At 61.1% G+C, this 23,406-nt stretch carries 22 protein-coding genes; 14 read left to right on the forward strand and 8 right to left on the reverse strand.

Features of this window, described 5'->3' with window-relative positions; translation table 11 throughout:
• Window positions 1-23: 23 nt before the first annotated feature.
• From MOD31_RS17850 to MOD31_RS17880, 7 genes are all read right to left on the reverse strand, one after another.
• Window positions 24-884, reverse strand: a complete 861-nt coding sequence (locus MOD31_RS17850) for a sugar phosphate isomerase/epimerase (protein WP_250821253.1) — start codon at window positions 882-884, stop codon at window positions 24-26.
• A gap of 63 nt (window positions 885-947) precedes the next feature.
• Window positions 948-1,835, reverse strand: coding sequence for an ATP-binding cassette domain-containing protein (locus MOD31_RS17855; RefSeq protein WP_166841231.1), 888 nt, complete (start codon window positions 1,833-1,835; stop codon window positions 948-950).
• Window positions 1,832-3,748 (reverse strand): dipeptide/oligopeptide/nickel ABC transporter permease/ATP-binding protein, encoded by a 1,917-nt coding sequence (locus MOD31_RS17860; protein WP_250821254.1) that lies wholly within the window; start codon window positions 3,746-3,748, stop codon window positions 1,832-1,834. The genes MOD31_RS17855 and MOD31_RS17860 overlap by 4 nt, the downstream gene beginning before the upstream one ends.
• The gene (locus tag MOD31_RS17865) at window positions 3,745-4,686 is read right to left on the reverse strand and encodes an ABC transporter permease (protein ID WP_166841229.1); all 942 of its coding nucleotides are present in this window, start codon (window positions 4,684-4,686) and stop codon (window positions 3,745-3,747) included. The genes MOD31_RS17860 and MOD31_RS17865 overlap by 4 nt, the downstream gene beginning before the upstream one ends.
• Before the next feature lie 6 nt (window positions 4,687-4,692).
• Complete coding sequence (locus MOD31_RS17870; RefSeq protein ID WP_223941643.1) at window positions 4,693-6,231, reverse strand: ABC transporter substrate-binding protein; 1,539 nt, start codon at window positions 6,229-6,231, stop codon at window positions 4,693-4,695.
• Window positions 6,232-6,398: 167 nt separating this feature from the next.
• Window positions 6,399-7,406 carry a Gfo/Idh/MocA family protein gene (locus MOD31_RS17875; protein ID WP_250821255.1) on the reverse strand — a complete coding sequence of 336 codons (1,008 nt, stop codon included), beginning with the start codon at window positions 7,404-7,406 and terminating at the stop codon, window positions 6,399-6,401.
• Between the two features lie 48 nt (window positions 7,407-7,454).
• The gene (locus tag MOD31_RS17880; protein ID WP_166841226.1) at window positions 7,455-8,300 is read right to left on the reverse strand and encodes a sugar phosphate isomerase/epimerase family protein; all 846 of its coding nucleotides are present in this window, start codon (window positions 8,298-8,300) and stop codon (window positions 7,455-7,457) included.
• 226 nt (window positions 8,301-8,526) lie between these two features.
• On the opposite strand from MOD31_RS17880, the gene MOD31_RS17885 reads away from it, so the two are divergent.
• The 14 genes from MOD31_RS17885 to MOD31_RS17950 all read left to right on the forward strand — a co-directional run bounded on the left by MOD31_RS17885 (window position 8,527) and on the right by MOD31_RS17950 (window position 21,577).
• Complete coding sequence (locus tag MOD31_RS17885; protein WP_166841225.1) at window positions 8,527-9,546, forward strand: LacI family DNA-binding transcriptional regulator; 1,020 nt, start codon at window positions 8,527-8,529, stop codon at window positions 9,544-9,546.
• Window positions 9,547-9,614: 68 nt separating this feature from the next.
• Window positions 9,615-10,436 carry an ammonia-dependent NAD(+) synthetase gene (gene nadE, locus MOD31_RS17890; protein WP_250821256.1) on the forward strand — a complete coding sequence of 274 codons (822 nt, stop codon included), beginning with the start codon at window positions 9,615-9,617 and terminating at the stop codon, window positions 10,434-10,436.
• Between the two features lie 222 nt (window positions 10,437-10,658).
• A complete protein-coding gene (locus MOD31_RS17895; RefSeq protein WP_250821257.1) occupies window positions 10,659-11,297 on the forward strand; it encodes a PadR family transcriptional regulator in 639 nt (212 codons plus the stop codon).
• A 77-nt stretch (window positions 11,298-11,374) separates the two neighbouring features.
• Complete coding sequence (locus MOD31_RS17900; RefSeq protein WP_250821258.1) at window positions 11,375-12,133, forward strand: MerR family transcriptional regulator; 759 nt, start codon at window positions 11,375-11,377, stop codon at window positions 12,131-12,133.
• A 233-nt stretch (window positions 12,134-12,366) separates the two neighbouring features.
• Window positions 12,367-12,504, forward strand: a complete 138-nt coding sequence (locus MOD31_RS17905) for a hypothetical protein (protein WP_160147613.1) — start codon at window positions 12,367-12,369, stop codon at window positions 12,502-12,504.
• A 49-nt stretch (window positions 12,505-12,553) separates the two neighbouring features.
• Window positions 12,554-13,525, forward strand: coding sequence for a ThiF family adenylyltransferase (locus MOD31_RS17910; protein WP_250821259.1), 972 nt, complete (start codon window positions 12,554-12,556; stop codon window positions 13,523-13,525).
• Entirely contained in the window at window positions 13,515-14,621 is a 1,107-nt protein-coding gene (locus MOD31_RS17915; protein WP_250821260.1) for a hypothetical protein, read from the forward strand. Before MOD31_RS17910 ends, MOD31_RS17915 begins: the two co-directional genes overlap by 11 nt.
• A gap of 56 nt (window positions 14,622-14,677) precedes the next feature.
• Window positions 14,678-15,742, forward strand: a complete 1,065-nt coding sequence (locus MOD31_RS17920) for a SagB/ThcOx family dehydrogenase (RefSeq protein WP_250821261.1) — start codon at window positions 14,678-14,680, stop codon at window positions 15,740-15,742.
• Window positions 15,739-16,992 carry a hypothetical protein gene (locus MOD31_RS17925; RefSeq protein ID WP_250821262.1) on the forward strand — a complete coding sequence of 418 codons (1,254 nt, stop codon included), beginning with the start codon at window positions 15,739-15,741 and terminating at the stop codon, window positions 16,990-16,992. The genes MOD31_RS17920 and MOD31_RS17925 overlap by 4 nt, the downstream gene beginning before the upstream one ends.
• Window positions 16,993-16,996: 4 nt before the next feature.
• Entirely contained in the window at window positions 16,997-18,352 is a 1,356-nt protein-coding gene (locus MOD31_RS17930; RefSeq protein WP_166841217.1) for an MFS transporter, read from the forward strand.
• A gap of 135 nt (window positions 18,353-18,487) precedes the next feature.
• Complete coding sequence (locus MOD31_RS17935) at window positions 18,488-19,075, forward strand: TetR/AcrR family transcriptional regulator (RefSeq protein ID WP_166841216.1); 588 nt, start codon at window positions 18,488-18,490, stop codon at window positions 19,073-19,075.
• A gap of 88 nt (window positions 19,076-19,163) precedes the next feature.
• Complete coding sequence (locus MOD31_RS17940) at window positions 19,164-19,499, forward strand: hypothetical protein (RefSeq protein ID WP_166841215.1); 336 nt, start codon at window positions 19,164-19,166, stop codon at window positions 19,497-19,499.
• A gap of 11 nt (window positions 19,500-19,510) precedes the next feature.
• Complete coding sequence (locus tag MOD31_RS17945; protein WP_250821263.1) at window positions 19,511-20,431, forward strand: hypothetical protein; 921 nt, start codon at window positions 19,511-19,513, stop codon at window positions 20,429-20,431.
• A 273-nt stretch (window positions 20,432-20,704) separates the two neighbouring features.
• Window positions 20,705-21,577 (forward strand): VanW family protein, encoded by an 873-nt coding sequence (locus MOD31_RS17950; RefSeq protein ID WP_250821264.1) that lies wholly within the window; start codon window positions 20,705-20,707, stop codon window positions 21,575-21,577.
• A gap of 119 nt (window positions 21,578-21,696) precedes the next feature.
• Here the strand turns inward: MOD31_RS17950 and MOD31_RS17955 are convergent, their stop codons facing one another.
• Window positions 21,697-23,283: a molybdopterin-dependent oxidoreductase gene (locus MOD31_RS17955; RefSeq protein WP_250821265.1), complete on the reverse strand. Its 1,587-nt coding sequence runs from the start codon at window positions 23,281-23,283 to the stop codon at window positions 21,697-21,699.
• Window positions 23,284-23,406 lie beyond the last annotated feature (123 nt).

Consider the following 23,406-nt stretch of genomic DNA (forward strand, 5'->3'; position numbering starts at 1 on the left):
GAAAACCGGGAAGTGGCTGAAATCTAGAAAAGGTCGGCGTGGCCCATGGCCACCAAGTTGTCGTACGAGGTCTGGAGCGCATCCCACACGGTCCGCCCATAGAGTTCGTCCTGCTCCACCAAGAGGTAACGGGCTCCTGCGGCGACGGCGGCCGGAATGATGGAGGGGAAGTCCAGGTTGCCCTCGCCCACTTCGGCGAACTGCACCACATTGCGGAACTCGGCCATGAACCCGGGGAAGTCGCCCTTCTCCAGGAGCCCGAAGGACGATTCAGGCATCTGTCCGATCCTGTAATCCTTGAGGTGCACCATGGCAGTATTGCCGGCGTACTTTTCCAGGGTCCGCACGGGATCGAGGCCACCACGCTGCACCCAGTGGACGTCAATTTCCATGCCCATAGCGGGGGAGTTTTCGGCGATGATGTCCAGCATGTATTTGCCGTCAAACTTTGCGAACTCAATGTGGTGGTTGTGGTAATACAGGCTGATGCCGTGTTCCTGCAGCCGTTCAGCATAGCCGTTGGCTTGCTTGGCGAATTCAACCACCGAGTCCAGTGATTTCATGGCCCCGAACGGAAGCATCCCGATGCGCAGCAGCGAGCTGTCCAGCCGCTTGGCGTCGTCCACGATCTTGTCGAAGTTGTCCGCCAGCGATTCCACGGGCATGCCCTTGCGGCCTTCAATGTTGACCGAAAGGGCGGCGATGTCCATGCCCAGCTCCGAGCGGGAGCGGTCCAGCTCGTCCACGTTCTCCGGCGTCATGGGGATCTGCGAAATTTCGACGGCGTTATAGCCGATCGCACTGACCTTGCGGAGCGTTTCGAACGCTCCAACGTCAGCAAAACTGTCCTTCAGCATCATGGCTTGGACGCCTATTGTGGCCACTTTTTCCTCCGGGGGTTTCCGGGCCCTTCCGGACCCTGGATGTGTGATGGGATGCCGGGCCGTTCAGGCCACGGCACCTTGCTGTTCGATTTGGCTGTGCTGGTTTGCGAGTAGGCGGTGGCGGTCTGCCCGGCGTTGTTCCTGCCGGTCAGGGTCGGGCACCGGCGAGGCAAGCAGCAGCCGCTGGGTGTAGGGGTGTTCGGGATCGCGGGTGACAACTTCGGCAGGTCCTTGCTCCACAATTTCGCCGTGGTACATGACGGCCACACGGTGGCTGATGTGCCGCACGACGTCGAGGTCGTGTGAGACGAACAAGTACGAAACGCCGGTGTCCTTCTGGATCTGCAGGAACAGGTCCAGCACGCGGGCCTGGGTGGAGAGGTCCAGTGCACTGACGGGTTCGTCGCAGACAATCAGCTTCGGGGACAAGGCAAGTGCCCGCGCGATCGCAACGCGTTGGCGCTGCCCGCCGCTGAACTCGCGCGGCAACCGGTGAATCGCGTCCGTCGGCAAGCCCACCTGGTCCAGCAGTTCCTTGACTCTTTTCTTGGCCGCAGCAGGCTCCATCCCCTGCACGCCGAGGGGCTCGGCAAGGATGTCACCAATCTCCAGCGCAGGGTTCAACGAGGTGTAGGGGTCCTGGAAGACCACCTGCAGGTCCCGGCTCAGGGTACGGCGTTCCTTCCGCGAAGCGTTGCTGATGTCGTTGCCTTCAAAGATCACCTTTCCTGCGGTGACCGGGGCAAGGCCCAGGACGGCGCGGCCAAGAGTGGTCTTGCCGGAACCGGACTCCCCCACCAGGCCCAAGGTCTCGCCTTGGCCGATGGTGATGTTGATGTCCGTCAGCGCCCGGAAGGGCTTCGCCCGGAACCGCTTGCTGGGGTATTCCACCACCAGGTTCTCCACTGAAAGGAGCGGAGACTTCTGCGATGAATCAAGAGAGGTGCTCATGCCACCGGCTCCTTCTGTGCTGCTGATCCGGACTGTGCTGCCGATCCAGGCTTGGATACAAGCATGGTCATGGGCGTCTTTCCTTCGAGCATGGACCCCAGCAGGGTCTGTGTGTAAGGCTCTTTCGGGTTCCGGAGAATGTCCCGGACGGTCCCTTCTTCCACCAGCCGGCCGTTCTGCATCACGGCCACGCGGTCGCAAAGGTCGGCCACGACACCGAAGTTGTGGGTCACCAGGATGACCCCGATGTTTAGGCGCTGCTGCAGTTCACGCAGCAGGTCCAGCACATCGGCCTGCACGGTGACGTCCAGGGCGGTGGTGGGTTCGTCCGCGATCACCAGGTCCGGTTCGCAGCTGATGGCACCGGCGATCAGCACGCGTTGGGCCATTCCGCCGGAGACCTCATGCGGGTAAGCATTGAAGGTGAGTTCCGGGTTGGCAATTCCGACGTCGGTAAGCAGCTTGAGGGCGCGTGTGCGGGCTTCAGCCTTGGAGATTCCAAGGACTCGAACCATGGGTGTGACCAGCTGGTAGCCGATGGTAAACGCCGGGTCCAGGTTGCTCATGGGCTCCTGGGGGATGTAGGAAATCCGTTTGCCGCGTAGTTTGGACAACCTCTCCTGGCTGACGCGGTCTTCACCGGGGGCCACCGTGTAGTTGCCATCAAACTGGATGGAACCACCCACAATCCGCGCGTTGTCCGGCAGCAGGCCCAGGATGGAAAACGCGGTTTGGGACTTGCCCGAACCTGACTCGCCCACGATTCCCAGGATCTCGCCACGGTCCACGTGGAAGGAGACGTCGTCCACTACCTTCTTGATGGACCCGTCAGCCTGCGGATAGCCGACCCCCAGGTTGGTCACCTTGACCAGGTGGTGCTCGGTTCCGGCGTCGACGGCGGCCACGGACTTCCGTGACTGGCGCGCCTTGGCGGGGTCCGGCGTCGTGCTTGCAGAAGAACTTGTGCTTTCGGCTGTTGCAGCCGCACGCTTTTTGCGGTGTTTGATCTTTTCGCCGTCTTCCAAGGCGTCGCGGATGGCGTTGCCCAGCAGGACGAGTCCGCCGATGGTGAGCGCCATGGCCAGTGCCGGCCAGAGCAGCAGAATCGGGGTCAGGTAGACGTTCTTGAAGCCTTCGGAGAGCATGACGCCCCAGGTGGCCTTGGTGGGATCGCCCAGGCCAAGGAACTCAAGCCCGGACTGAATGGCGATGGCAACGCCGGCGATTGCGGCGGTTTGGATGATGATGGGTGCGCGGACCACGGAGAAAATGTGGCGGGCAATAATGCTTAGATCGGACAGGCCCGAAACCCGGGCAGCGTCCACGTAGAGCTCGTTCCGGACCGACTGCACCGCGGTGCGGGTGAGCCGGAAGTAGGAAGGACTGATCAGCACACCGAAAGCGATCATGGAGATCCAGACGGACGGGCCGAACGCTGCACGGATGGTGAGCAGGACGATCAGGCCGGGCAGGCTCATGAGGATGCTGACCACCCAGTTGGAGACTGTTTCGAATTTACCTCCGTAGTAACCGGCAATCAGGCCTGCCGGAAGTCCGATGGCAATCGCAACGCCTGCGCACAGCAGCGCGGACAAGAGGGTGAGCTGCGCACCAAAGAGCAGGCGGCTCCAGGTATCGCGCCCTGCGCTGTCCGTGCCCATGATGTTGACTGAATCCGGAGCGGCCAGGGTCTTGGAAATGTTGGCGAAGTTCTCTTCGAAAGGGGCGATCACCGGCGCCAGGATGGCCAGCACAGCGATCGTCAGGAGGATCACCAGCGAGGCGATGCCCATGGGGTTCTTCAGGAGGCGGCGCATCACGGTGGACCGGACCACTGTGCCGCTCTGGCCTGTTTTTGCCGCGACGCCCATGGAGTCTGCGGATACTGCTGCTGAATCTACGGAGTCGCTCATGAGACACGTACTTTCGGGTTGAGCCAACCATTGAGGATGTCCACCAGGAGGTTCACGACGATGACCACCACCACGGTGTACATCACCACTCCCATGACCACGGGAAGATCGGTTTGGGTGGTTGCTGCCACAGCCAGCGGACCCATTCCAGGAAGGGCGAAGATCTGCTCGATGATCACCACGCCGCCCAGCATGCCGATCAGTTGCAGGCTCAAGACGGTCAAGCCTGCAGGTGCGGCGCTGCGGAGAACATGCTTGAAGAGGATTTCGCGTTCTCCGATGCCACGGCTGCGCAGCGTCCGGACGTAGTCCCGTTCAAGCTGCTTGATGACGGCGGAACGGATCTGCTGCGCACCGCCGGTCACACCGTTGATCAGCAACGCGATCACCGGAAGGGTCATGGAGTAGACCCAGGCCTCCGGGCCCACCTCCGGGGAGATGGTGCTGGTGGCGGGGAAGAAACCCAGCTGGATGGCCAGGATGGTTACCAGGAACACGCCGATCACATACCCGGGGATGGAGTCCCCCACGATCGCGCCGATCTGGACCACCCTGTCCACCCAGCCGCGCTTCACGGCTGCGGCAACACCGATCAGTGCTGCGCAGATGGCGATCAGGATCATTGCGGTGAAGACCATGGTCATGGTGACCGGGATGCGGGTGGCCAGGGAGCTGGCTACCGGCTCCGAGGTGAACCAGGAGGCACCGAGGTTACCTGTGAGGGCATCGCCCAACCACGCGAAGTAGCGGACGAAGAGTGGCTGGTCGAGTCCCAGTTCCTGTTCCTTCAGAGCAACCTGTTCAGGTGTTGCCTGATCCCCCAAAATGTTCTGGGCGATACTTCCGCTGGAGGTGTACAGCAGGGTGAAGGTGAGGACCGAGACGACGAACAACACCACCAGACCACTGCCCAGTCTTTTCGCAATGAACTTGATCATGGGTTCCTACTTGGCGGGCGAGTAGTTGTAGATGGACGGAACGGCCTGCTGGACCTGCGGGGTGACGTTCACTTTGTCGTTGTGGTAGTACATCTGGTTCACGCGGAACAGCGGGGCGAACCAGGCTTGCTCCACCACGTATTTGTTGACTTCCTGGGCCAGCTTGCCGGCGTCGGCACCACCGGTGCGCACGGCCGCGATCTTGGCTTCAAGCTCAGGGGTGGTGGTCTTGAACGGGTTGTACAGGGCCTTGGTGGAAACGATCTGGTCGATTGCCACGGTGGGCTGGCCTTGGAAGAGGTTGAAGAACAGGGCCGGGTACTTCTGCGCGGCAACGTCCGCGGTGAAGGTGTTGGTGATGGCCGCACCCGGGTTCAGCGTGATTCCCACGTCTGCGAGCTGCTGCTTCATGACCGAGATGAGGGTTTCAGCACCGGGAAGTGTGGGAACGTCAATGCTGACTTTGCCTTCAAAGCCGGAATCCTTCAGGAGCTGCTTGGCTTTCTCGGGATCGTAGCTGTAGTAGTTCTCCAGTTCCTCGCTCCAAGCGCCGCTGTCCTTGCCGAAGGGCTGCGTGGTGGGAGTGCCCTGGCCCAGCATGACCTGGTCCAGGATGGTCTTGCGGTCAAAGGCATGGTTGATGGCCTGGCGGACCTTGACGTTTGCCAGGGCCGGGTTCTTGGTGCCGTCACGGTCCAGCAGGAGCAGTCCGGACCAGTCAACCTGGTTGGTTTCGAGCTTCATCTTGGCGCCCTCGGCCTGCTTGCCGTTCTTGGGATCCAGCAGGGTTGCGTCAATCTGGCCGGAGACCAGTGCGTTGGTGCGGGCGGTGGGGTCCAGGAGGACCTTGAGGGTGAGCTTCTTGTACTTCTGGAGGTCCTTGTTCCAGTAACCCTCGCGAGCGTTGAAGACCGTCTGGGAGTCCTTGACGGAGGCGGCTTTGTCCATCACATAAGGACCGGAACCCACGGGCACGGTCTTGATGGCGTCCGTGCCCAGTGCTGCGGGGCTTCCCATCAGGCCTGCGGCCTGGCTGAGGAAGTATTCGAGGGCCGGTTCCGGTGCGCTGAGGTTGATGTCGATCGTGTCGGCATCCACTACTGCGACGTCGGAAACTGACCCCAGCTGGGCCATTTGCGGGCCGTTGGCCTTCTTGAAGTGGTCCATGTTCGCCTTGGCGGCAGCGGCGTCGAACTTGGCTCCGTCGCTGAAGGTGACATCCGTGCGGAGGTCCACGGTGAGCTTGGTGTTGGTGTCGTTGTACTTCCACGCGGTTGCCAGCATGGGGCTGAGCTTGCCGTCCGGTTCGCGGAGGATCAGGGAGTCGTAGGCTGCCTGATACGGCTGGAGCGCGTGGCCTACGTGAGCCTGTGCCGGGTCCCATGAGGTGAGGTCCCGGAGGGTGCCCAGCGTCAGTGCGGTGACTGTCTTAGCTCCTGAAGTGGAACCCGCTCCGGCGCCGGCATTCCCGCCGCCACATGCGGTGAGCGCCAGGGAGGCGCTAAGTACGATGGCGGCTGCTGCCGCCTTGGGACCTAACTTCATTGTTGGCTCCTACTGAGTCATAGCCTGATGCGAGTCAGAGCTTGAGTGTGTGGCCTGCGCCACACTTTTCTTGGGTGTGAGATTTACAGTACGGAATTTGCGTGATCTTGGCAACCGATTGTCAAAAGTTTCTTAGATTGTTGCCAAGATGGCATAACAGGCGCCGATCAACCCACCCGGTCAGCCATTTCCGGGTAGCTTTGCGCGTAGATATCCTTGATGATCCTCAAGGATTTTCCGGCCTCGGCAGGGTTGATCCAGAAAGGCCCGGCATCCTGCAGCTTGTTGTAGAAATCCGCGATTAGAAGCTCATGGGACACGCCCCAGTAGGACCTGCCACCACTCTCAGCCACCCTCTCCGGGATGACGTCCACCGTGCCGTCGGCGTAGCTCACCGTGAGGTCGCCACGCAGGCTGAGCGTCGCCTTCTCTGTGACGATATCCAGGGTCACCGGCGCATTCACCGCGTTGGCCAGCGTTGAATAGAAGACGCTGCGCGCGCCGTTGACGTGCTCGGCAACGAACTCCGCGGTGTCCTCCACCTCTATCACGCCGCCCAGGGAACGGGTGGACGCATGGCCCTCCACCTTGGCAACATCGCCCACCAACCACTGCAGCAGGTCCACGGTATGGATGGCCTGGTTCATCATCAGCCCACCCCCGCCTTCCGCCCAGGTCCCCCGCCATGGGCGGTTGCGGTAGTAGCTGGCGTCCCGGTGCCACATGACAGTTGCCGAGGCGCCGATCACCTGGCCCAGCGTGCCGCCGTCGAGCAGTTCATGCATGGCTTGCGAGGTCGCGTTGTACCGGTTCTGGAAGCAGACAGCGATCTTCGCATCGCTTCGCTCCGCCACCTCTATCAACCGCTGCCCCTCGGCCGCCGTATGGGCCAGCGGCTTCTCGACGATCACGTTGACGCCCCGCTCCAAACAGTCAGCGGCCACTGAGGCATGAAGGTTATGCGGCGTACAGATATGCACGACGTCGGGACGCACCTTCTGGAGCATGTCCAGGTAGTCCGCGTAGCCGGGGACGCCGTGGGCGGCTTCCGCCGCCTTCAGCCTTTCCGGATCGGTATCGCAGACCGCCACCAATTCGGCATTGTCCATGGTGTCCAGGGCCGCAAAGTGGATGGTCGAGATGTCACCGCAACCAATAATTGCTGCTGTAGGCATACCTGCTCCTTCGAAGGTTGATGCTGGGGTTGTCTTGGCGCCGCGCTTTTAGACCAGGTCCACGCCATTCTTGGCGGCGAGGCCGGCAAAAGCGCGGGCTGCGATTCCGAAAGCAACCGGGCCGGAGTAACCGCCGAGCTCGTGGGCGCTGGCCAGGTGCGGCTCAAGTGAGGCGAAACCGGTGTAGCCATCGGCAGCGAGGGCGCTGATGGTGGCATCCAGTTCGCCGTCTCCTTCACCGGCGGGAACTACTTCACCGGTTGTGGCGATGGCATCTTTAACCTGAAGGTATTCGAGGTATGGACGCAGGATGGCATATCCCTCGGTGTAGGGCTTGACGCCTACCTGGACGAAGTTGGCGTTGTCCCATGCCACCCGGAGCGCCGGCGAGTTGACTGTCTCCATAATGTCCAGGACGCGATCCGGAGTATCACCGTAGATGCCCTTCTCGTTTTCATGCAGCAGGACAATGCCATGAGCTGCGGCTTCCGCAGCAAGGGCGGACATGCGCTCCATGACTGCCTCCCGGATCTCCTCCTGCTCCTGGCCTTCGCCGCGGTAGAAGGAGAAGATACGGACGTACTTTGTGTCCAAGGCCTTCGCCACAGAGATGATCTGGCGAAGCCGGGTTACCTCATGCTCCACGGGGAGGCTGACGTCCACCTTGCCAATAGGACTGGCAACAGCTGAAACCTTGAGGCCTTTCTCGTCCAGGATGGCTTTGAGCCTCACCACAGCGTCGCGCTCTAGTTCTGAAACGTTGGTCCCCCACGCGCTGCGGACTTCGATGTGGCTCGCACCAAGGGCCAGCAGCACGGCGGCCTGGACGGCGGGATCGGGGTCTACTTCGTCGCCGAAACCGGACAGGCTCCACACGGCACTGGGTTGAGTCACGAAATCTCCTAGGTAGTCCTGTTGCGGCACCCGAGGGTCGCGGTGACGCACTTCACAGGCGAGTCTTGTCCCTTGAGTTTAGCCAGCTTGGCACGCAGTTGACAACCGATTGCCATTCCCTGCCATCCTGTGTCATCCTTATTCAACGGTGTGGCAGTAGTCACAGCCGGATGATCTTGTCGTTCCGGGAGGAACGCCCATGTTTGCTGTTCAGAGAGGAACGCCCATGGCGACGCAACCCATGGCAACAGGCCGGCCTGCCACCATCCATGACATCGCTGCGCACTGCGGCGTCGCAGCGTCCACCGTTTCGAGGGCCCTCGCCAATCCGGAGCGCGTCAATATCCGCACCCGCGAGCGGATCCAGGCCGCCGCCGTCGAGCTTAATTACACGCCCAACTCCCAGGCGAAAGCATTGAGCTCCGGCCGGACAGGTGCCGTGGGCGTCCTGGTTCCGGACATTACCAACCCCTTCTATTTCGACCTCATCCGGGGGACACAGCTTCAACTGAAGGCGGCCGGCTACACGCAGCTGCTGGTTGATACGGAGGAATCGGACGAGGTTGAGGCCAGCACGCTGGAGCAGCTGCGCAAAAGTGCCGACGGCGTCATTGTGGCGGCGTCCCGCCTCAACGACGAAGCACTTGCCGCTGCCGCGGCCAGGATGCCCATGGTCACCGTTAACCGCGACGTCGACGGCGTTCCTGCGGTTCTCATCGACACCCCCTCAGCCATGCCGCAGGCTTTGGACCACCTGATTTCCTTGGGCCACACGTCAGTTGCGTACGTCTCAGGTCCCGCCGTTTCGCAGTCCAGTGCCCGGCGGTGGACTGCCTTGTCCGAAGCCGCCGAGGAACGCGGAGTCGATGTCCGCAGAATCGGACCCTTCGCACCCAAAACCCAATCCGGCGCAGCCGCAGCAGACGCAGCCGTGCACAGCGGGGTCACTGCGTGCATCGTCTTCAATGACCTCATTGCAATCGGCATGCTGCAACGGCTCCGTGAACGCGGCCTGAGGGTGCCGGAGGACATGAGCATCGTGGGCTGTGACGATATCTTTGGCGCGGACTTCTGCAACCCACCCCTGACCACCATGAGCTCGCCCATTGAACAGGCCGGACGCGTGGCCGTGTCCATGTTGCTGGCCCAGCTGAATCCCCTCGCCGGCGGCGGAAACCGCAGCCGCTCAGTCATGCCCACCCACCTCACCGTCCGCGGCTCCACAGGTCCGGTGCCCTCTAAATAACTGACACGTGGGCTGGAAGTCCGCAATATGGTTGAGCGTCCGCAGCCGGGCTGACTAGTGTGGAATACATGCGCGAACTCCAGGCCAAGATCATTGAAGAAATGGGCGTCCAGCCCCGGATCAACCCCGCAGAGGAGGTCCGCAAGCGCGTCGCTTTCCTGAAGGACTACCTGAAGGCGACCAACGCCAAAGGATTCGTTCTTGGCATCTCCGGAGGCATCGATTCCTCCCTTGCCGGCCGCCTCGCCCAGTTGGCCGTTGAGGAACTGGAAGCCGAGGGCGTGGACGCAAACTTTGTAGCCGTCCGCCTCCCCTACGGCATCCAGCACGATGAAGACGACGCTCAAGCAGCCCTCGACTTCATCAAGGCCAAGACCGAGTGGACCTACAACATTTCCCAGGCTGTGGACGGCTTCGAGGACGAGTTCGAGAAGACCACCGGCGCTCCCATCTCCGATTTCCACAAGGGCAATACCAAAGCACGCGCGCGCATGATCGCCCAGTACGCCCTGGCCGGTGAACACAACTACCTGGTGATCGGCACGGACCACGGCGCCGAGTCCGTGACGGGCTTCTTCACGAAATTCGGCGACGGCGGCGCGGACATCCTGCCGCTGTTCGGCCTGAACAAACGCCAGAACCGCGCACTCCTGGCAGAGCTTGGCGCACCATCAAGGGTTTGGGAGAAGGTTCCCACCGCCGACCTCCTGGACAACAAGCCCGGCCGTACCGACGAAGACGAGCTCGGGATCAGCTACGACCAAATCGACGACTACCTCGAAGGCCGCGACGTTCCCGAGGACGCGGCAGAGCTGCTGGAACAGAAGTACCTGCGCACGCGTCACAAGCGCACCGTTCCGGTCACCATCTTCGATACCTGGTGGAAATAGCTACGTCGCTTTAGACCATTCACGACGGCGGGTGCCGGCTTCCCTACGGAAGCTGCCACCCGCCGTCGTGCTTTAACAACGCTCTCTCACATCCCCCGGGCTTTTCGGCGTCGCTCTCTCACATCCCGATTTCGGGTCTTGACGTCTCGATAGTTACCGATATATCGTTAACTATCGCCGATACTCCTTCGGCGTAACAACAACCGAAAGGACGATGCTGTTATGAAAGGCATCAACGAAAACAACAACTCATTCCCCGAGCACGATCACGGACATCCCGAACACGGACAGGGCCGAGTCCGTTTCAACCGAGGCAAGGGCCGGCGCGGGCCGGGCGGACACGGCGGCGGCGGATTTGGTCCCGGTGGCTTCGGCCCAGGCTTCGGACCCGGATTTGGGCCTCGGGGCTTCGGTCCCGGTGGAACACGCAGGGCCAACCGCGGCGACGTCCGCGCAGCGATTCTCTCGCTCCTGGCCGAAGCCCCGTCCAACGGCTACGGCCTGATCAAGACCATCGCCGAGAAGACGTCCGGTGCATGGCGTCCCAGCCCCGGCTCGGTCTACCCGACACTGCAGCAGCTGGTGGATGAGGAACTCATCGTGGCTGTTGGCGAAGGACGCCGCACCGAGTTCACGCTCACCGACGACGGCAAGGCCTACATTGCCGAGCATGAAGAGGAACTAGCCAACGCCTGGAACACCGAGGCTGATGGCACTGGTGCAGCTTTCCACCAAAGCGTGGGGAAGCTCATGGGGGTCATTCACCAGTTCCGTGCAGCCGCTACCGACGAACAGCGTCAAGCTGCCATCGAAAAGCTGGACGAAACCCGCCGGGCGCTCTACCTGATTCTGGCCGACTAAGTGCTGGTCACCATCTCCTTGACCTTGACGTAACGTCAACCCTTACTGTCGAAGAACAAGCACAGGACGGAGGACGTATGGACTGGTCAATTCAGGAAATCGCCAAGATTGCGGGGACTACCAGTCGCACGTTGCGTCACTACGACGACATCGGGCTGCTGAAACCAAGCCGGACCGGCCATAACGGCTACCGCTACTACGACGGTCCGGCATTGGTTCAGCTCCAACGCATCCTCCTGCTCCGGGAGCTAGGGCTGGGCCTTCCGGCCATCGCCGAAGTTCTTGACCGCGAGACCGATACCGTCAAAGCGCTGAGCAGCCATTTGGAATGGCTCGCCCAGGAGCAGGAAAGGCTGACCCGGCAGATCGCCTCCGTTCGGCAGACCATCGACACAATGAAAGGGGATGGAAAGTACATGGCACAGGACATGTTTGACGGCTTCGACCACACTCAGTACAAGGACGAGGTGGAGGAGCGCTGGGGCAAGGATGCCTACGCCGCCGGTGATTCGTGGTGGCGCGGGATGAGCGCCGACGAAAAGCAGCAGTGGAAGGACCGCGTCCGGAAATTGGGCACGGATTGGATCGCCGCCTCAGAATCCGGGGTTTCACCTGACAGTGCTGAAGCGCAGGACCTCGCGCAGCGCCACGTCGAGTGGCTCCGCGGCGTCCCGGGAACCCCGACGGCGGTACCCGGCGGAGACGTGAAAGGTTACGTCACAGGACTCGGCGAAATGTACGTTGCAGACCCGCGGTTCGCAGCCAATTACGGCGGCGAATCAGGGGCGACGTTTGTCAGGGATGCCCTGCGGATCTACGCAGAGAAGAACCTCTAACTGCCCAAACCAGCTGCACGGCTTGACTTTTATTTCGCAAACTCATGTGCAAGAATACGCGACCATTTGTTCATAATGGCCGCATCTGAATGAATGATGATTTTATTGACACAGGATTCAAATAAATTGATAAATTCTGTCATTTTGCTCTAGTCTCACCAGCGGAGTTGCCCTAGGCTCATGCTCGGGGATGCAGAAAGCATTTTCCGTCCGATAACGAACGGGAGCATATTATGCAGAATCTTGAAGTGGCAACTGAAGCCGGAGCGCTCGAAGCGCTCGAGAATGGTTTGAAGGGCATCGAGTTTGACGAGTTCTTCGAGACAACCACAAGCTTTGATCCCAGCGAATTCGTGATGCGCCGCTGCTGATCGAAGAAGACAGGGAGCGGCGGGTGCCTTCGGGCGCCCGCCGCATCTTATGTTCCACTACGAATTTCACCCCGCAAAAGCCGTCGCATTCGACGAGGAAACCCTGACCATCGAGGACGAGTACAGCCGCCGGACAGTGGCTCTACTTCAACACGACGCCACTGCGAGTCTGCTCCATGCAGCAATGGCGGATCCGTCCACAGCGAACGCCGCAATGCGCAACCTACTCAACGCTCTCGTGGAGCGAAACGTCATCATTGAACGCCATCCTCACGTTGAAGTGGACGAGCGTCAGAGTCGATCCCTCGGATATCTGGCAACGCGTTCAAAGGCTCCACAGCTTGCGCAGCAGCAGATCGGTGATCAGCGCGTCCTGGTACTCGGCGTCGGCGGAACAGGAACGGTCCTGATCCAGCACTTGGTCGCAGCAGGCGTACGCCGCTTCGTCCTGGTCGATCACGACGCCGTAGAGCTCTCCAACTTCAACCGTCAATTCCTTTGGCGGACGTCCGACGTTGGTGCCGCCAAACTGGACACGACGAAGGCTTGGATCTCGGAGCGAGTGGAGGACGCTGACATCCAAACCGTCGATCGCCGGATTTCCAGTGAGAGCGACGTGGCACTATTACTCGGCGAATATCCGTCAGTCACCGTCGTGGCGTCGTGCATCGACTCACCGGCTGGGATTGAACAGCAAGTGGTTACTGCGTGCCTGTCCGCTGGCTTACCAGTGATGACCGGCGCCGTGGGCGTCGACCTTGGCCATGTGGGCCCCTTCTTCAGTCCCCGCCAAACAGTATGTTTGGCGTGCTGGTACGGGTCCCGGGCTGCGAAGCAAGCCGTGACCCCGTGGTCCCATGGAGTCACCAATACTTTGGTGGGTGCCCTCATGGCACAACGTGTCCTTGACTGGGCCGTGGCCCCGGACACCGATAGCGAGCCGACCCGAATGACTCTTGAGTTCGATTCGTTGACAATTCACCGCTCACTCGCCCGGGACTGTGCGCACCATGATGCTTAGTGCCGAAGCTGAACTTCCGCTGCGGCGGGTGACCTTCCCCCCACACCTTGACCATGCCTGGGCCTTCACCACATCAGCTGTCCACGCCCGCCCTTTTCTCCTCCGCCCCAACGGATCGATCGTTCCCCAAGGAGCCTGTCTTGAACAGGTCGAAGAGAACGTGACCGCACTGTTTCCCGCCGAAGACACGACGTGGACGGATGGCCACAGAGTAACCGTCGCGGAACTCGAGCGCTGCGTCGCACGCGGCCTCGCAGTAACGGCAAGTCAGCGCTCAGGGAATGTCGAGCGCCAAACGGACAGGCTGCTGGTAAACAGTCCCCTTCCGGTTGAACGCCTACAGACACTCCTCGCCACCGCAGCATTTTCACTGACTCCCTGTATCCGGGACAGCGCGACGCGGCACACGAGCGGACCCTATGTCATCGATGACATCGGCGCTGGCGGCAGGACAGTCAACCTGCGTCGCCGAGGTTCGAAAAGTCAGGGAGTGGACAGCATCAGCATCATTTCCACTGAATCCGTTGACGAGGGAGAGGCGATGTTTAGGCGAGGTGAACTGGACCTGACCAGAGTGTTGGGCGGCCGCCCGTTCCGTAGGGACAAAGACCTAAACCGCAGCGTTGATCTGGTGATGGGGCTGAGGTTTGCGCGGGGGTCAACGGTTTCCCAAGGGTTCGCGGCGAGCCTCGATCCCTTGGAACTGGCCGCCGTGACTGGGGGGACGTACACGGAACTGCCCGCTGCTCACACAACAATGACTGGCAATGGCGGATTCGGGACGATAACCATCCAATACACCGATTTCCATCCGAACAAAACAGTCGCCACGAATATCAAGCAGCAGCTATCCCGGCAGAGTATTTCCTGCCATCTGCATTCAGTGGACTACAACGAATACTTGCGGGGAGATGCTCCCTTACATGGTGCACAACTGGAGATTATTGACACGGCATTCGGAGTCGGACATGGATTTGTGCCACTCTTACGGGCAGTTTCGACTCTCAGCAGCAGTGGCCGCATTAGAGTGGACCGGCCCGTTGTGAACGCCAGGGCTGAAGTTGATTGGGAACAAATTCAATGGGGAGAAGAATGAACGCCAGGGTCCGTACTGCCCACCGGTTGACCTTTCGGTTTCGTGATGGGAGTGTGGTGGGCGCCAACCCATCGAACGGCGCCGTCCGCCGAATTCCGCAGCCGATCTGGAACATCCTGCGGCAGAGCACCGAATGGACGGAGTCGGACCGGATCCGCAGGCAGCTTGATGACGGCGTGGGCGACAACCAACGGGCAGATGAAATCCTGAACGCGCTGGTGTCGGATGGATTCCTCCTGGAAGAAGGCTCCGAGGCAGAACAGGCAGAAGCCACTTTCAGCAGCAACTGGCCCTTTGGCGAAACCACGGCAGACCACCACCTGGTCACTCGAAGCCTCCGATTCAGCGATGATCGAACCGAAGCGATGGACTTCGGCCGGGCTCTCCGCGATCATGCCGGAGACGACCTCGCCCCCGGGGTGCCGGAGGGTGCAACGGCCGTGGGTCTGCCTACCGGTTCCCTGGGTTCTGGACTCACGTCATCACTTGAACGACGTCGGAGCCGGCGCGATTTCATCCAAGAAGCAGTGAGCCTCCAGGACCTCAGCAGTGTGCTCTGGGCAACTGCTGGAATCCAAAGCTACCGGAAAGCCCCCATGCGTCCGCCCCTGCCACTTTCATTTGCACCCAGCGCCGGCGGTCTTAACGGCGCAGATTGCTATGTCATCGTCCAGAATGTCGAAGGAATATCGCAGGGCGTCTACCGCTACCGGCCAACATCCAATGCCCTTGAAGTGGTGTCCGTTGATATCCGCACCAATGCGATGCGGCTGCTCGGGAACCAACGGTGGGCGGACACCGCGGCCGCGATCATCGTCATAGTTGGGGCGGTGGCCCGCACCGCGTGGAAGTACAACGCCGCGTCCGGCTTCAACGCCCTGTTGCTTCAGGCCGGGCACATGTCCCAGAACGCTTTGCTCGCTGCTGCGGACAAGGGACTGGGAGCTGTGCCGTCAAATGCCATCCACGCCGCAGAGATGGAGGCGGCACTTAACTTGTCAGCCGGTGAACAGATTGTCCTGACCAGCGTCAGCATCGGGCATATCAATGGTGCCACGTCGAGTTATCAGGAGTACGGTGACCAGCATCTGGACCTTCTGCAGAAAGCGGCCTCGAAGTGACCGCTAGGGAGGCCCCGCCGGTCACTGGCGGGTCCTTGGTGCCAGCGGTCATCGACGCCTTCTTCGAGGACGCCCACTACGTCTGGACCGCCATACCCCCGCTGAACATTCAGATCGGGGCCGGCATCACTTTCATCACCGGCCCCAGTGGCTGCGGTAAGTCTGCGATTCTGCGGCAGGTCCAATCTGTTGACCCCTCGTGGAGCCTTCTCCCTGACCTCGCACCGGATGTGCCGCTGATCGATCAGTTCACAGGAAGCCTTGGCACCCGCATTGCGCTCCTTGCCCGGTTTGGTCTTGGTGATGCCCAGGTTGTCATCAGACCGGCATCGTGGCTCTCGGATGGGCAGCATTTCCGTGCCCGTCTGGCGGCGGCGATTGCTGGCGGCTCCCGGAGGATACTGGTGGACGAGTTCCTGTCCACCGTGGACCGGGCGGCGGCATCAGTCGTCGCTTTCAACCTGCAGCGGACCTGCCGAAAGCGCAACATCGATCTCCTGGTTGCTACTGCCCACGACGATATTGAAACCGCGTTGGCACCGGACCGCACTATCCGCGTCCGCGCCAACGACTCTCCGAAGGTTCTAGAGCATAGTGGCACCCGGTCATGGCCGCTTGGCGAGAAGATCGACGTCGGGCATGGCACCTTTCCCGACTACGCCGCCCTGCAGCGCTTTCACTATTATCCCAAGCTCGATTTCGATCCGGGGCAGCGTGAAGTCAGCATCGTGGCAGCGAAGCTAGACGATGAGCCGGTTGCCGCGCGTCTCTACTGCGCCCCTTACCCAACAGCGTGGGCGGATGCGATGGAGGAGTTCGCAGAGGTTAACAGCTCCCTCACCCTGGGCCAACGCCTGGTGGTGCATCCTGTCTATCGAGGGATCGGACTGGCCCGGAAAGTGACCGCGCCTCAGTGGGCGCCCCGCGACCTCGTTTACACCAGATCGGTCATGAGCCGGTATACCGACATGCACACCTCGCTCGGCTATCAGCGCCATGACCCCCTGACAAACAAGCTTCCCCAGCAACGAACAGGTACCCTTCGCGAGGACGCCCTCCGGACCCTCGTGACGGAATACGCGGACTATAAGTTAGTCATAGGCTCCCCCGCCAGCGAGCAACAAATTGCTGCTGTGGCTTCCTGGTTCGCCCGGACGCTGGGCCGGCTCCCCGAAGATCAGCTTGCGGCCAGCACCACCACTACGCTCATGGGCGGCTACGTCCTCAGGAAACACAGCACACAGGAGTGACCTCTTGGTCGAAACAACATCAACAGACGCCACCGACGAACAACAGGCGCAGCAGAACCACAGTCTTGCCCGCACCGGCTTCTACCGGCTGTGGGTAGGCGACTTCGTGTCGAATGCCGGATCAGCCATGATGGCCTTCGCCGTGCCGGTGATCGGCGTTACTGTCCTTGGGCTGGACGCCACCCAGGTCAGCTGGGTGGTGGCTGCCGGACTGTCGGCTCCGCTGTTCATTTCGCTGTCTGCAGGTGTCATAGCGGACCGCTCCCGGCGCCACGTCCTGCTGCATGTTTGCAACAGTGGCAGGTTCATTGTGTTCGCCGTGGTTCTTGCCCTGATGCTGGCGGGTTCCCTGAATTGGCAGATTCTTGCCATTGCACTCTTTTCGGTAGGCGTCCTGACTTTGCTGTACGAGAGCGCCATGGCTGCAGCGATCCCTTCGGTGGTTCCGCGAAAGCTCCTTATCCGCGCAAATTCGTGGATCGAAGGGGGGATGTCTGTCACTGAGTCAGGCGGCGCAGCTGTTGCTGGAATCATCATCAGCACCCTCGGGGCGCCCTTTATTGTTGCCATCAATGCCGTCACTTATGTCTTCAGCTCGTTGATGCTCATCAAGCTTCCGCTCGACCGCTCATCAAGGGAAGCGGAGGATCATGACGTCGCGCAACAAAACGCTGTTCGCGGGCATCTTCGCGAAATCCGGTTGGGCTTCAGCCTGTTATGGAAGCAGACGCCGCAAAGGGTGGTGTTACTCGCTGCCACGGCGTACAACTTTTTCGACTCGTGGATTCTGGCGGTGTTCTCCGTCTACGCGCTCACAGTGCTTGGCATGAATCCGGCACTCCTGGGGCTGGTGTTCGTTATACCTGCCGTCGTTGGAATCATCGGATCGGCCTTGACGGACCGAATCACGCAGCGGGCACGTCTGGGACAGGTTCTCACTGTCTCCTTCAGCATTATTGCCCTTGCCGGGCTCTGCCTTCCCTTGACTGCGGCTACACACGGGGTAAGCGCCGCCGTGATTACGTCGATTGTTTTCGCCGTTTTTGAATTGTGCATCGTCGTCAACATGATCATTGGGCGCTCGATGCGACAAGCGCTCTTTCCAGAACGCCACCTGTCCAAGGTTGCCGGAACGGCACGCTTCGTCTCTTGGGGCGTTGATCCCATCGGCGCCCTCATGGGTGGTGCAGTTGCTGCCATCGCAGGGGTTCAAGCATCGGTAGTAGTGGGTAGCTGCGGGTTCGTGGTCGGCGCGCTGATCTGCCTCTGCAGCCGTCAGCTGCGCAGCTTTACCAGATTGCCCGTACATGACGGCCTGGACGAACCGCCGTCAGGGCCCGTTCAGCCAGCGAAGGCCTGACAAACGCAGAATAGCCCGTCGCTGCACCGGCGAATCAGGGGCCACCTTCGTCAGGGGTGCCTTTCGGATCTACGCAGAAAAGAACCTGTAGACGGTCAGGATGCGCTGATCAGGCTGAGGCAATAGTCTGGCCGGATGGGTACAAGCACCGTAAAGTCCGGCGAACAGGTCGATAGGCAGAAACGCATTCTCGACGCGGCCTTGGAACTGCTCTCCCGCCACGGCATTTCAGGCATTAACATGCGGGCTGTGGCGCGTGAAGCCGGCGTCGCGCTGGGGCTTGTGAACTACTACTACGAAGACAAATCGAGCCTGATCCGCGCGGTGCTCCACCAGATCGAAGAGCACGACCTCCTGCTGGTGGAGCCGCTAGCTTCATCAACACCGGACGAGCAACTCCGGGAGTCACTGCGACGTGTTGCAGATCCTGGTCTTCTAACCACACCATACCTATCCCTCCGACTTCATTTGTGGGCCCTCGCCCAGGCGGATGAGGACTTTGCACGCATCAATGCCGCAGCCTTTGACAGGTACCTCCAAGGGCTCGCGGCCTTGATCGGCAACGCCGTTCCCGGGCTGTCACCTGAGGAATGCCGGGACCGCGCGGCCGACGTCGTTGTGGTGCAGAACGGCATGTGGCTCACCACGCTGCTGGGGATCGACAAAGCGGCCATCCAGCGCGGCATTGCCCGCACGGAAGAGATCGCTCTCGCCCCTCGCTGAGCACACCACGTGGGTAGTTCGCCCCATAGCGCGAGGACCGGTTGTGCCCGAGTATCAAGGGAATACCTAACCGACCCGGGGGAACACCATGAAGATTGCTAAAAAAATTCTTGCTGCCAGCGCTGCCCTTGCCTTCATGGGAGGGGCATTGCTCACGGCTCAACCTGCGTTGGCTAACGATGGCTATGCCAACTGCAACGTCTGGATCCACTACGAATACAGTGTGGGAGGCAGTTGCAATTCCGATGCGCCGGGCACTGAGTATCAGGTTGCGGGCAAGTGCCGTCATGTCCCCACCGGTCAGGAGGCTATCGTGACCGGGCCCTGGAGGTGGCAGATGCCTGCCTCGCAAGGATTCAACACCTCCTACGCCAACTGCCCGGCAGGCACCAGGGCCGTTCAGGTTTGGCGCAACGTCCGATGAGCAGTCCGCATATGAAACTCACCACTAAGCTGTTCGGGGGCCTTGCCGCGTGCGCGCTGGCACTCTCCGGCGCCGCGCCCGCCAGCGCTGCCACGGTCTACCCCGCTCCCACCCCGTCGCCCGCCGACTGCTTTGGTGGCCTTCTGAGCGTCGAACCGAACGGGAATCTCGGTGCCATCTTCCTCAGCGGGGGCCAGCTTCGCTGGGAGAACAAGAGCTGGTCCTCGCCTGTACCGTTCGATGCGACTTACCTGACGCAAACCGGCGGGATGGGTGACGAGACGTTCGGCAAGTTCTCCTACTTCGGCACCTCCTCTGACGGCAAAGCGAAGTTCTATAACCAGCGGCAGGACCTCCAGGCGGACGGCACCTGGAAGCACTCCATCGACGGACCGATCACCACTATTGGTAACGGGTGGTTCCAGAAGTCCATCACCACCGCCTACAGCGGCACAGCGGACGTCCGGGGCCAGCAGTTCATTTTCCGGCTCACCAGCGGCGGCGAACTTTACCGCTACACCTTGGACACCAACGCCCGGACCATCACCGGTACGGTCAAGGTGTTCGGCGGAGGCGCCTCCATTACAGCCATCGGCTCGGCGCCTTCAATCGCCATCAACGGCAAGCCGGTTGCCGTGCTGATGGCTACCCTCACCACCGGCGAACTGCGCCAGTACATCATCCCGGACGCCACCCCCACCCAGTGGAGCTCCAAGACCATCCGCCCGGCGGCGGGGAACGGCTGGCAGAACTTCACGGCCATCACCGCCAGGAACTGCGATAGCAAGGGGCAGATAGTGCTCGGATACATCAAGCAGCGCTTGGTCGCCGCCTACTACGACCCCACCGGCCTGACCGCCAACGACAAGGACCTCGGCGGCGGAGCCTCCTCCATGCCCGCGATGCCTGAAGGCACCCGGGTGTTCGGCTAGCGCCCACTCACTGACTGGATGAGGAGGCCGACGACGGCGGCAGCACCCGCCGTCGTCGGCCTCCTACCGTGGCGCGATTGTCAGCATCCCTGGCGAGAGTGACTCCCCTAGAGGGACATTGGTGTCCTCCTTGGCTGGAGGAGTACGGCCTTGGGGCCTGACATCCAGAAACTCATGATTTCGGATTTTCTCCAACGTCTGTAAAGATATGTCCCGACACCGATCCTTCCGGGCGTCAGGCTGCCCGTTGGTGGGCTCGTTATTGGGGAAACAATGCCACGAAGACTGTTCTGTGAAATCTCGCCGTTGACCTACCGTCTGTCGGTTCAGCGAATGATCGTCACCCGCAAAGTCCGCGACTTCTTCTCGCCTACTGCATTCGCCAAACGACAACCTCATGAGGTCCTGCCCGAGGTGGTCTACCGCCACAATTCGCTCATCAGACGGAAACTCGGCAACGTCGATCTGCACCTGCAGGAAAATAAGGCCGTCAGCCTGGGAATCGCCGCACCCTTGGTCAACTCGGTGATGATTCGTCCCGGGGAGACGTTCTCTTTCTGGAAGCTGGTGGGCAGCTGCACGGAGGCCAAGGGCTATTGCGAAGGCTTGGTCATCAACCACGGACGGCCCGACTCAGGAATCGGCGGAGGCCTATGCCAGTTCACCAACCTGCTGCATTGGATGGTCCTGCACAGTGAACTTACGGTGGTGGAACACCATCACCACGGAGACCTAGATCTGTTCCCGGACTTCAACCGCCAGATCCCCTTCGGCTCAGGTACATCGATCATCTACAACTACCTGGACTACAGGGTCCGCAACGACACCAACCAGCCATACCAGTTCCTTGTCAGCACCACCGAGGAACACTTGCGCGGTGAACTCCGCGCAGAAAGAGTCCCCGACAAGAAGTTCGACATCCGCGAGGAAGACGCCTACTTCCACGAAGCGGACGGTAAAATCTATCGCCACAACAAAGTGGTTCGCCTGACCCGCGACAAGCGGACGGGACTCGTGACATCCAAGGAACAGATCATCGAGAACAACGCCCTGGTGGTCTACGACCGCTCGCTGATCAACGCACCCATCCTCTCAGAGCGTCCGCTTCAGGGAACCGACGATCGCCTCGCGGGAGCAACCGCCTAGAGACAATCACCGATGCCGCACCTCGGCCGAAGGACCGAAATTTCCGGAGAATCGACGCCTCCGAGGTGAACGTGAGCATCCGCCCGGAAGCCGGTCCCAGGCCAAACAAAGCTGAACAGTTACTCCACCGTCACTGCCACCGACTGCCAGCCCGAGGCCCCGTCAGGTACGGGGTCGGCGCGCTTGTCCGTCTGAACTTCCCCGGTGCTGTCGGTGGCGCGGGCCTTGACGTAGTGCATGCCGGGCGTGGCATCCCATTCGTAGGACCACTGGCGCCATGTGATGGTGGATGCTTCGGTGGAAAGCGTTGCTTCCACCCAGTCGCCGTCGTCGATCTGTACTTCCACCTTGGTGATTCCGCGGGTCTGCGCCCATGCGGTGCCACCCACAGCCACTTTCCCTGCCTTCAATTTCGCGAAGGACCCGGGCACGTCCACACGTGCCATAGTCTTGATGGGGCCGCGCTCTGACCAGCCGCGTTCCGTCCAGTAGGCCTTGCTGTCCGCGAAGCGAGTGACTTCCAGATCCACTACCCATTTGGTGGCGGAGACGAATCCGTAGAGTCCCGGAACGACCATCCGTACGGGGTATCCGTGCTCGATGGGAAGGGGCTCCCCGTTCATGCCGATGGCCAGCATGGCATCGCGGTCATCCTGCAGGACCTCCAGAGGTGTGGAGGCACTGAACCCGTCTATGGATGTTGAGAGCACCATGTCCGCGCCATCTTTTGGTTTGGCCATGGCCAGGACTTCGCGGATGGGCATTCCCAGCCATTTGGCGTTTCCGGCGAGCTTTCCGCCCACCGGGTTGGAGACGCAGGTGAGGGTGACGTGCGATTCGATCAGATCGGCGTCGAGCAGGTCCTGGAAGGTGAGGGTTACTTCCTTCTCAACCATTCCGTGCACCCGCAGTACCCAGTCTTCGACGTTGATTTCCGGGACGCTCAGGGCGGTATCAATGCGGTAGAACTCGTTGTTCGGCGTCAGCCAGGAGGAGACTCCTGCCACTGGGGACTGGACGCCGGCTGGAACAGGGGGCGCAGCCTTCAAAGGCGACGGCAGCGTGAGAGCATCACGGGCCTGAGCTATGTTGTTGCGCGCGGCTCCGAGCAGCCGCCCACCGGTCGCCGCGATTCCGGCGGCGACCGCGGTGATACCGGCAGCAGCGAAGAAACGACGGCGGCTGGTGCCGGCGCCCCCAACCTGGCTGTCGGCGTCGGCTGCTACGTCAGCGGGGGCTTCCGGCCACGACTTCATTCCCCACAACGGTTTGATGAGGCGGCGCAGGACGAAGAGGCCTGCGATGGTGCCCACGATTGAGGGGATGGCGTCGGCGGATCCAACGCCGGCCCGGGTCAGGACGCTGGCCACTATTACGGCACCCATGAACAGCACACCTAGGGCGCCAAGTGCCCACTTCTTGTAGGCCACAACGCCCAGAACGCAGGCAAGCAGGGCGATGGTGACCCCCATCCCCACAAACAGTGCGGCTTTGTCGTTCGTACCGAACGTGGCGATCGCAAAGTCCTTCATCCATGACGGCGTGAAGTCGATGAAGGTGGATCCCAGCGCGAACACCGGGGTTGCCCTGGCGGTGAAGAACGCGCCGATCAGCTCGGCTACGGCCAACACGACGGCGGCAGACACCACGCCTGCCAGCGCTGCCATGGTTTCGGGGCCTTTGGTCCGGAGTCCGAGCTTTTTCATGTGAGGAGTTCGTAGCGGGCGGGACCGGGGATGGGTGAGAGTATCCGGCCGACACACAAGCCCACTTTGAACATTTGTTCACATTTTTCCTTGAACAGATGTTCAAAGTGCACTAGCCTGCCT

Source organism: Paenarthrobacter sp. TYUT067, from assembly GCF_023656375.1.
GTDB lineage: Bacteria > Actinomycetota > Actinomycetes > Actinomycetales > Micrococcaceae > Arthrobacter.

What these genes read in the sequence shown, in the direction of transcription:
- MOD31_RS17855 (WP_166841231.1), bottom strand. Translation starts at nt 1,835, where the DNA reads ATGAGCACCTCTCTTGATTCATCGCAGAAGTCTCCGCTCCTTTCAGTG.
- MOD31_RS17860 (WP_250821254.1), bottom strand. Translation starts at nt 3,748, where the DNA reads ATGAGCGACTCCGTAGATTCAGCAGCAGTATCCGCAGACTCCATGGGC.
- MOD31_RS17865 (WP_166841229.1), bottom strand. Translation starts at nt 4,686, where the DNA reads ATGATCAAGTTCATTGCGAAAAGACTGGGCAGTGGTCTGGTGGTGTTG.
- MOD31_RS17870 (WP_223941643.1), bottom strand. Translation starts at nt 6,231, where the DNA reads ATGAAGTTAGGTCCCAAGGCGGCAGCAGCCGCCATCGTACTTAGCGCC.
- MOD31_RS17875 (WP_250821255.1), bottom strand. Translation starts at nt 7,406, where the DNA reads ATGCCTACAGCAGCAATTATTGGTTGCGGTGACATCTCGACCATCCAC.
- MOD31_RS17885 (WP_166841225.1), top strand. Translation starts at nt 8,527, where the DNA reads ATGGCGACGCAACCCATGGCAACAGGCCGGCCTGCCACCATCCATGAC.
- nadE (WP_250821256.1), top strand. Translation starts at nt 9,615, where the DNA reads ATGCGCGAACTCCAGGCCAAGATCATTGAAGAAATGGGCGTCCAGCCC.
- MOD31_RS17895 (WP_250821257.1), top strand. Translation starts at nt 10,659, where the DNA reads ATGAAAGGCATCAACGAAAACAACAACTCATTCCCCGAGCACGATCAC.
- MOD31_RS17900 (WP_250821258.1), top strand. Translation starts at nt 11,375, where the DNA reads ATGGACTGGTCAATTCAGGAAATCGCCAAGATTGCGGGGACTACCAGT.
- MOD31_RS17905 (WP_160147613.1), top strand. Translation starts at nt 12,367, where the DNA reads ATGCAGAATCTTGAAGTGGCAACTGAAGCCGGAGCGCTCGAAGCGCTC.
- MOD31_RS17910 (WP_250821259.1), top strand. Translation starts at nt 12,554, where the DNA reads ATGTTCCACTACGAATTTCACCCCGCAAAAGCCGTCGCATTCGACGAG.
- MOD31_RS17915 (WP_250821260.1), top strand. Translation starts at nt 13,515, where the DNA reads ATGATGCTTAGTGCCGAAGCTGAACTTCCGCTGCGGCGGGTGACCTTC.
- MOD31_RS17935 (WP_166841216.1), top strand. Translation starts at nt 18,488, where the DNA reads ATGGGTACAAGCACCGTAAAGTCCGGCGAACAGGTCGATAGGCAGAAA.
- MOD31_RS17940 (WP_166841215.1), top strand. Translation starts at nt 19,164, where the DNA reads ATGAAGATTGCTAAAAAAATTCTTGCTGCCAGCGCTGCCCTTGCCTTC.
- MOD31_RS17945 (WP_250821263.1), top strand. Translation starts at nt 19,511, where the DNA reads ATGAAACTCACCACTAAGCTGTTCGGGGGCCTTGCCGCGTGCGCGCTG.
- MOD31_RS17950 (WP_250821264.1), top strand. Translation starts at nt 20,705, where the DNA reads ATGCCACGAAGACTGTTCTGTGAAATCTCGCCGTTGACCTACCGTCTG.
- MOD31_RS17955 (WP_250821265.1), bottom strand. Translation starts at nt 23,283, where the DNA reads ATGAAAAAGCTCGGACTCCGGACCAAAGGCCCCGAAACCATGGCAGCG.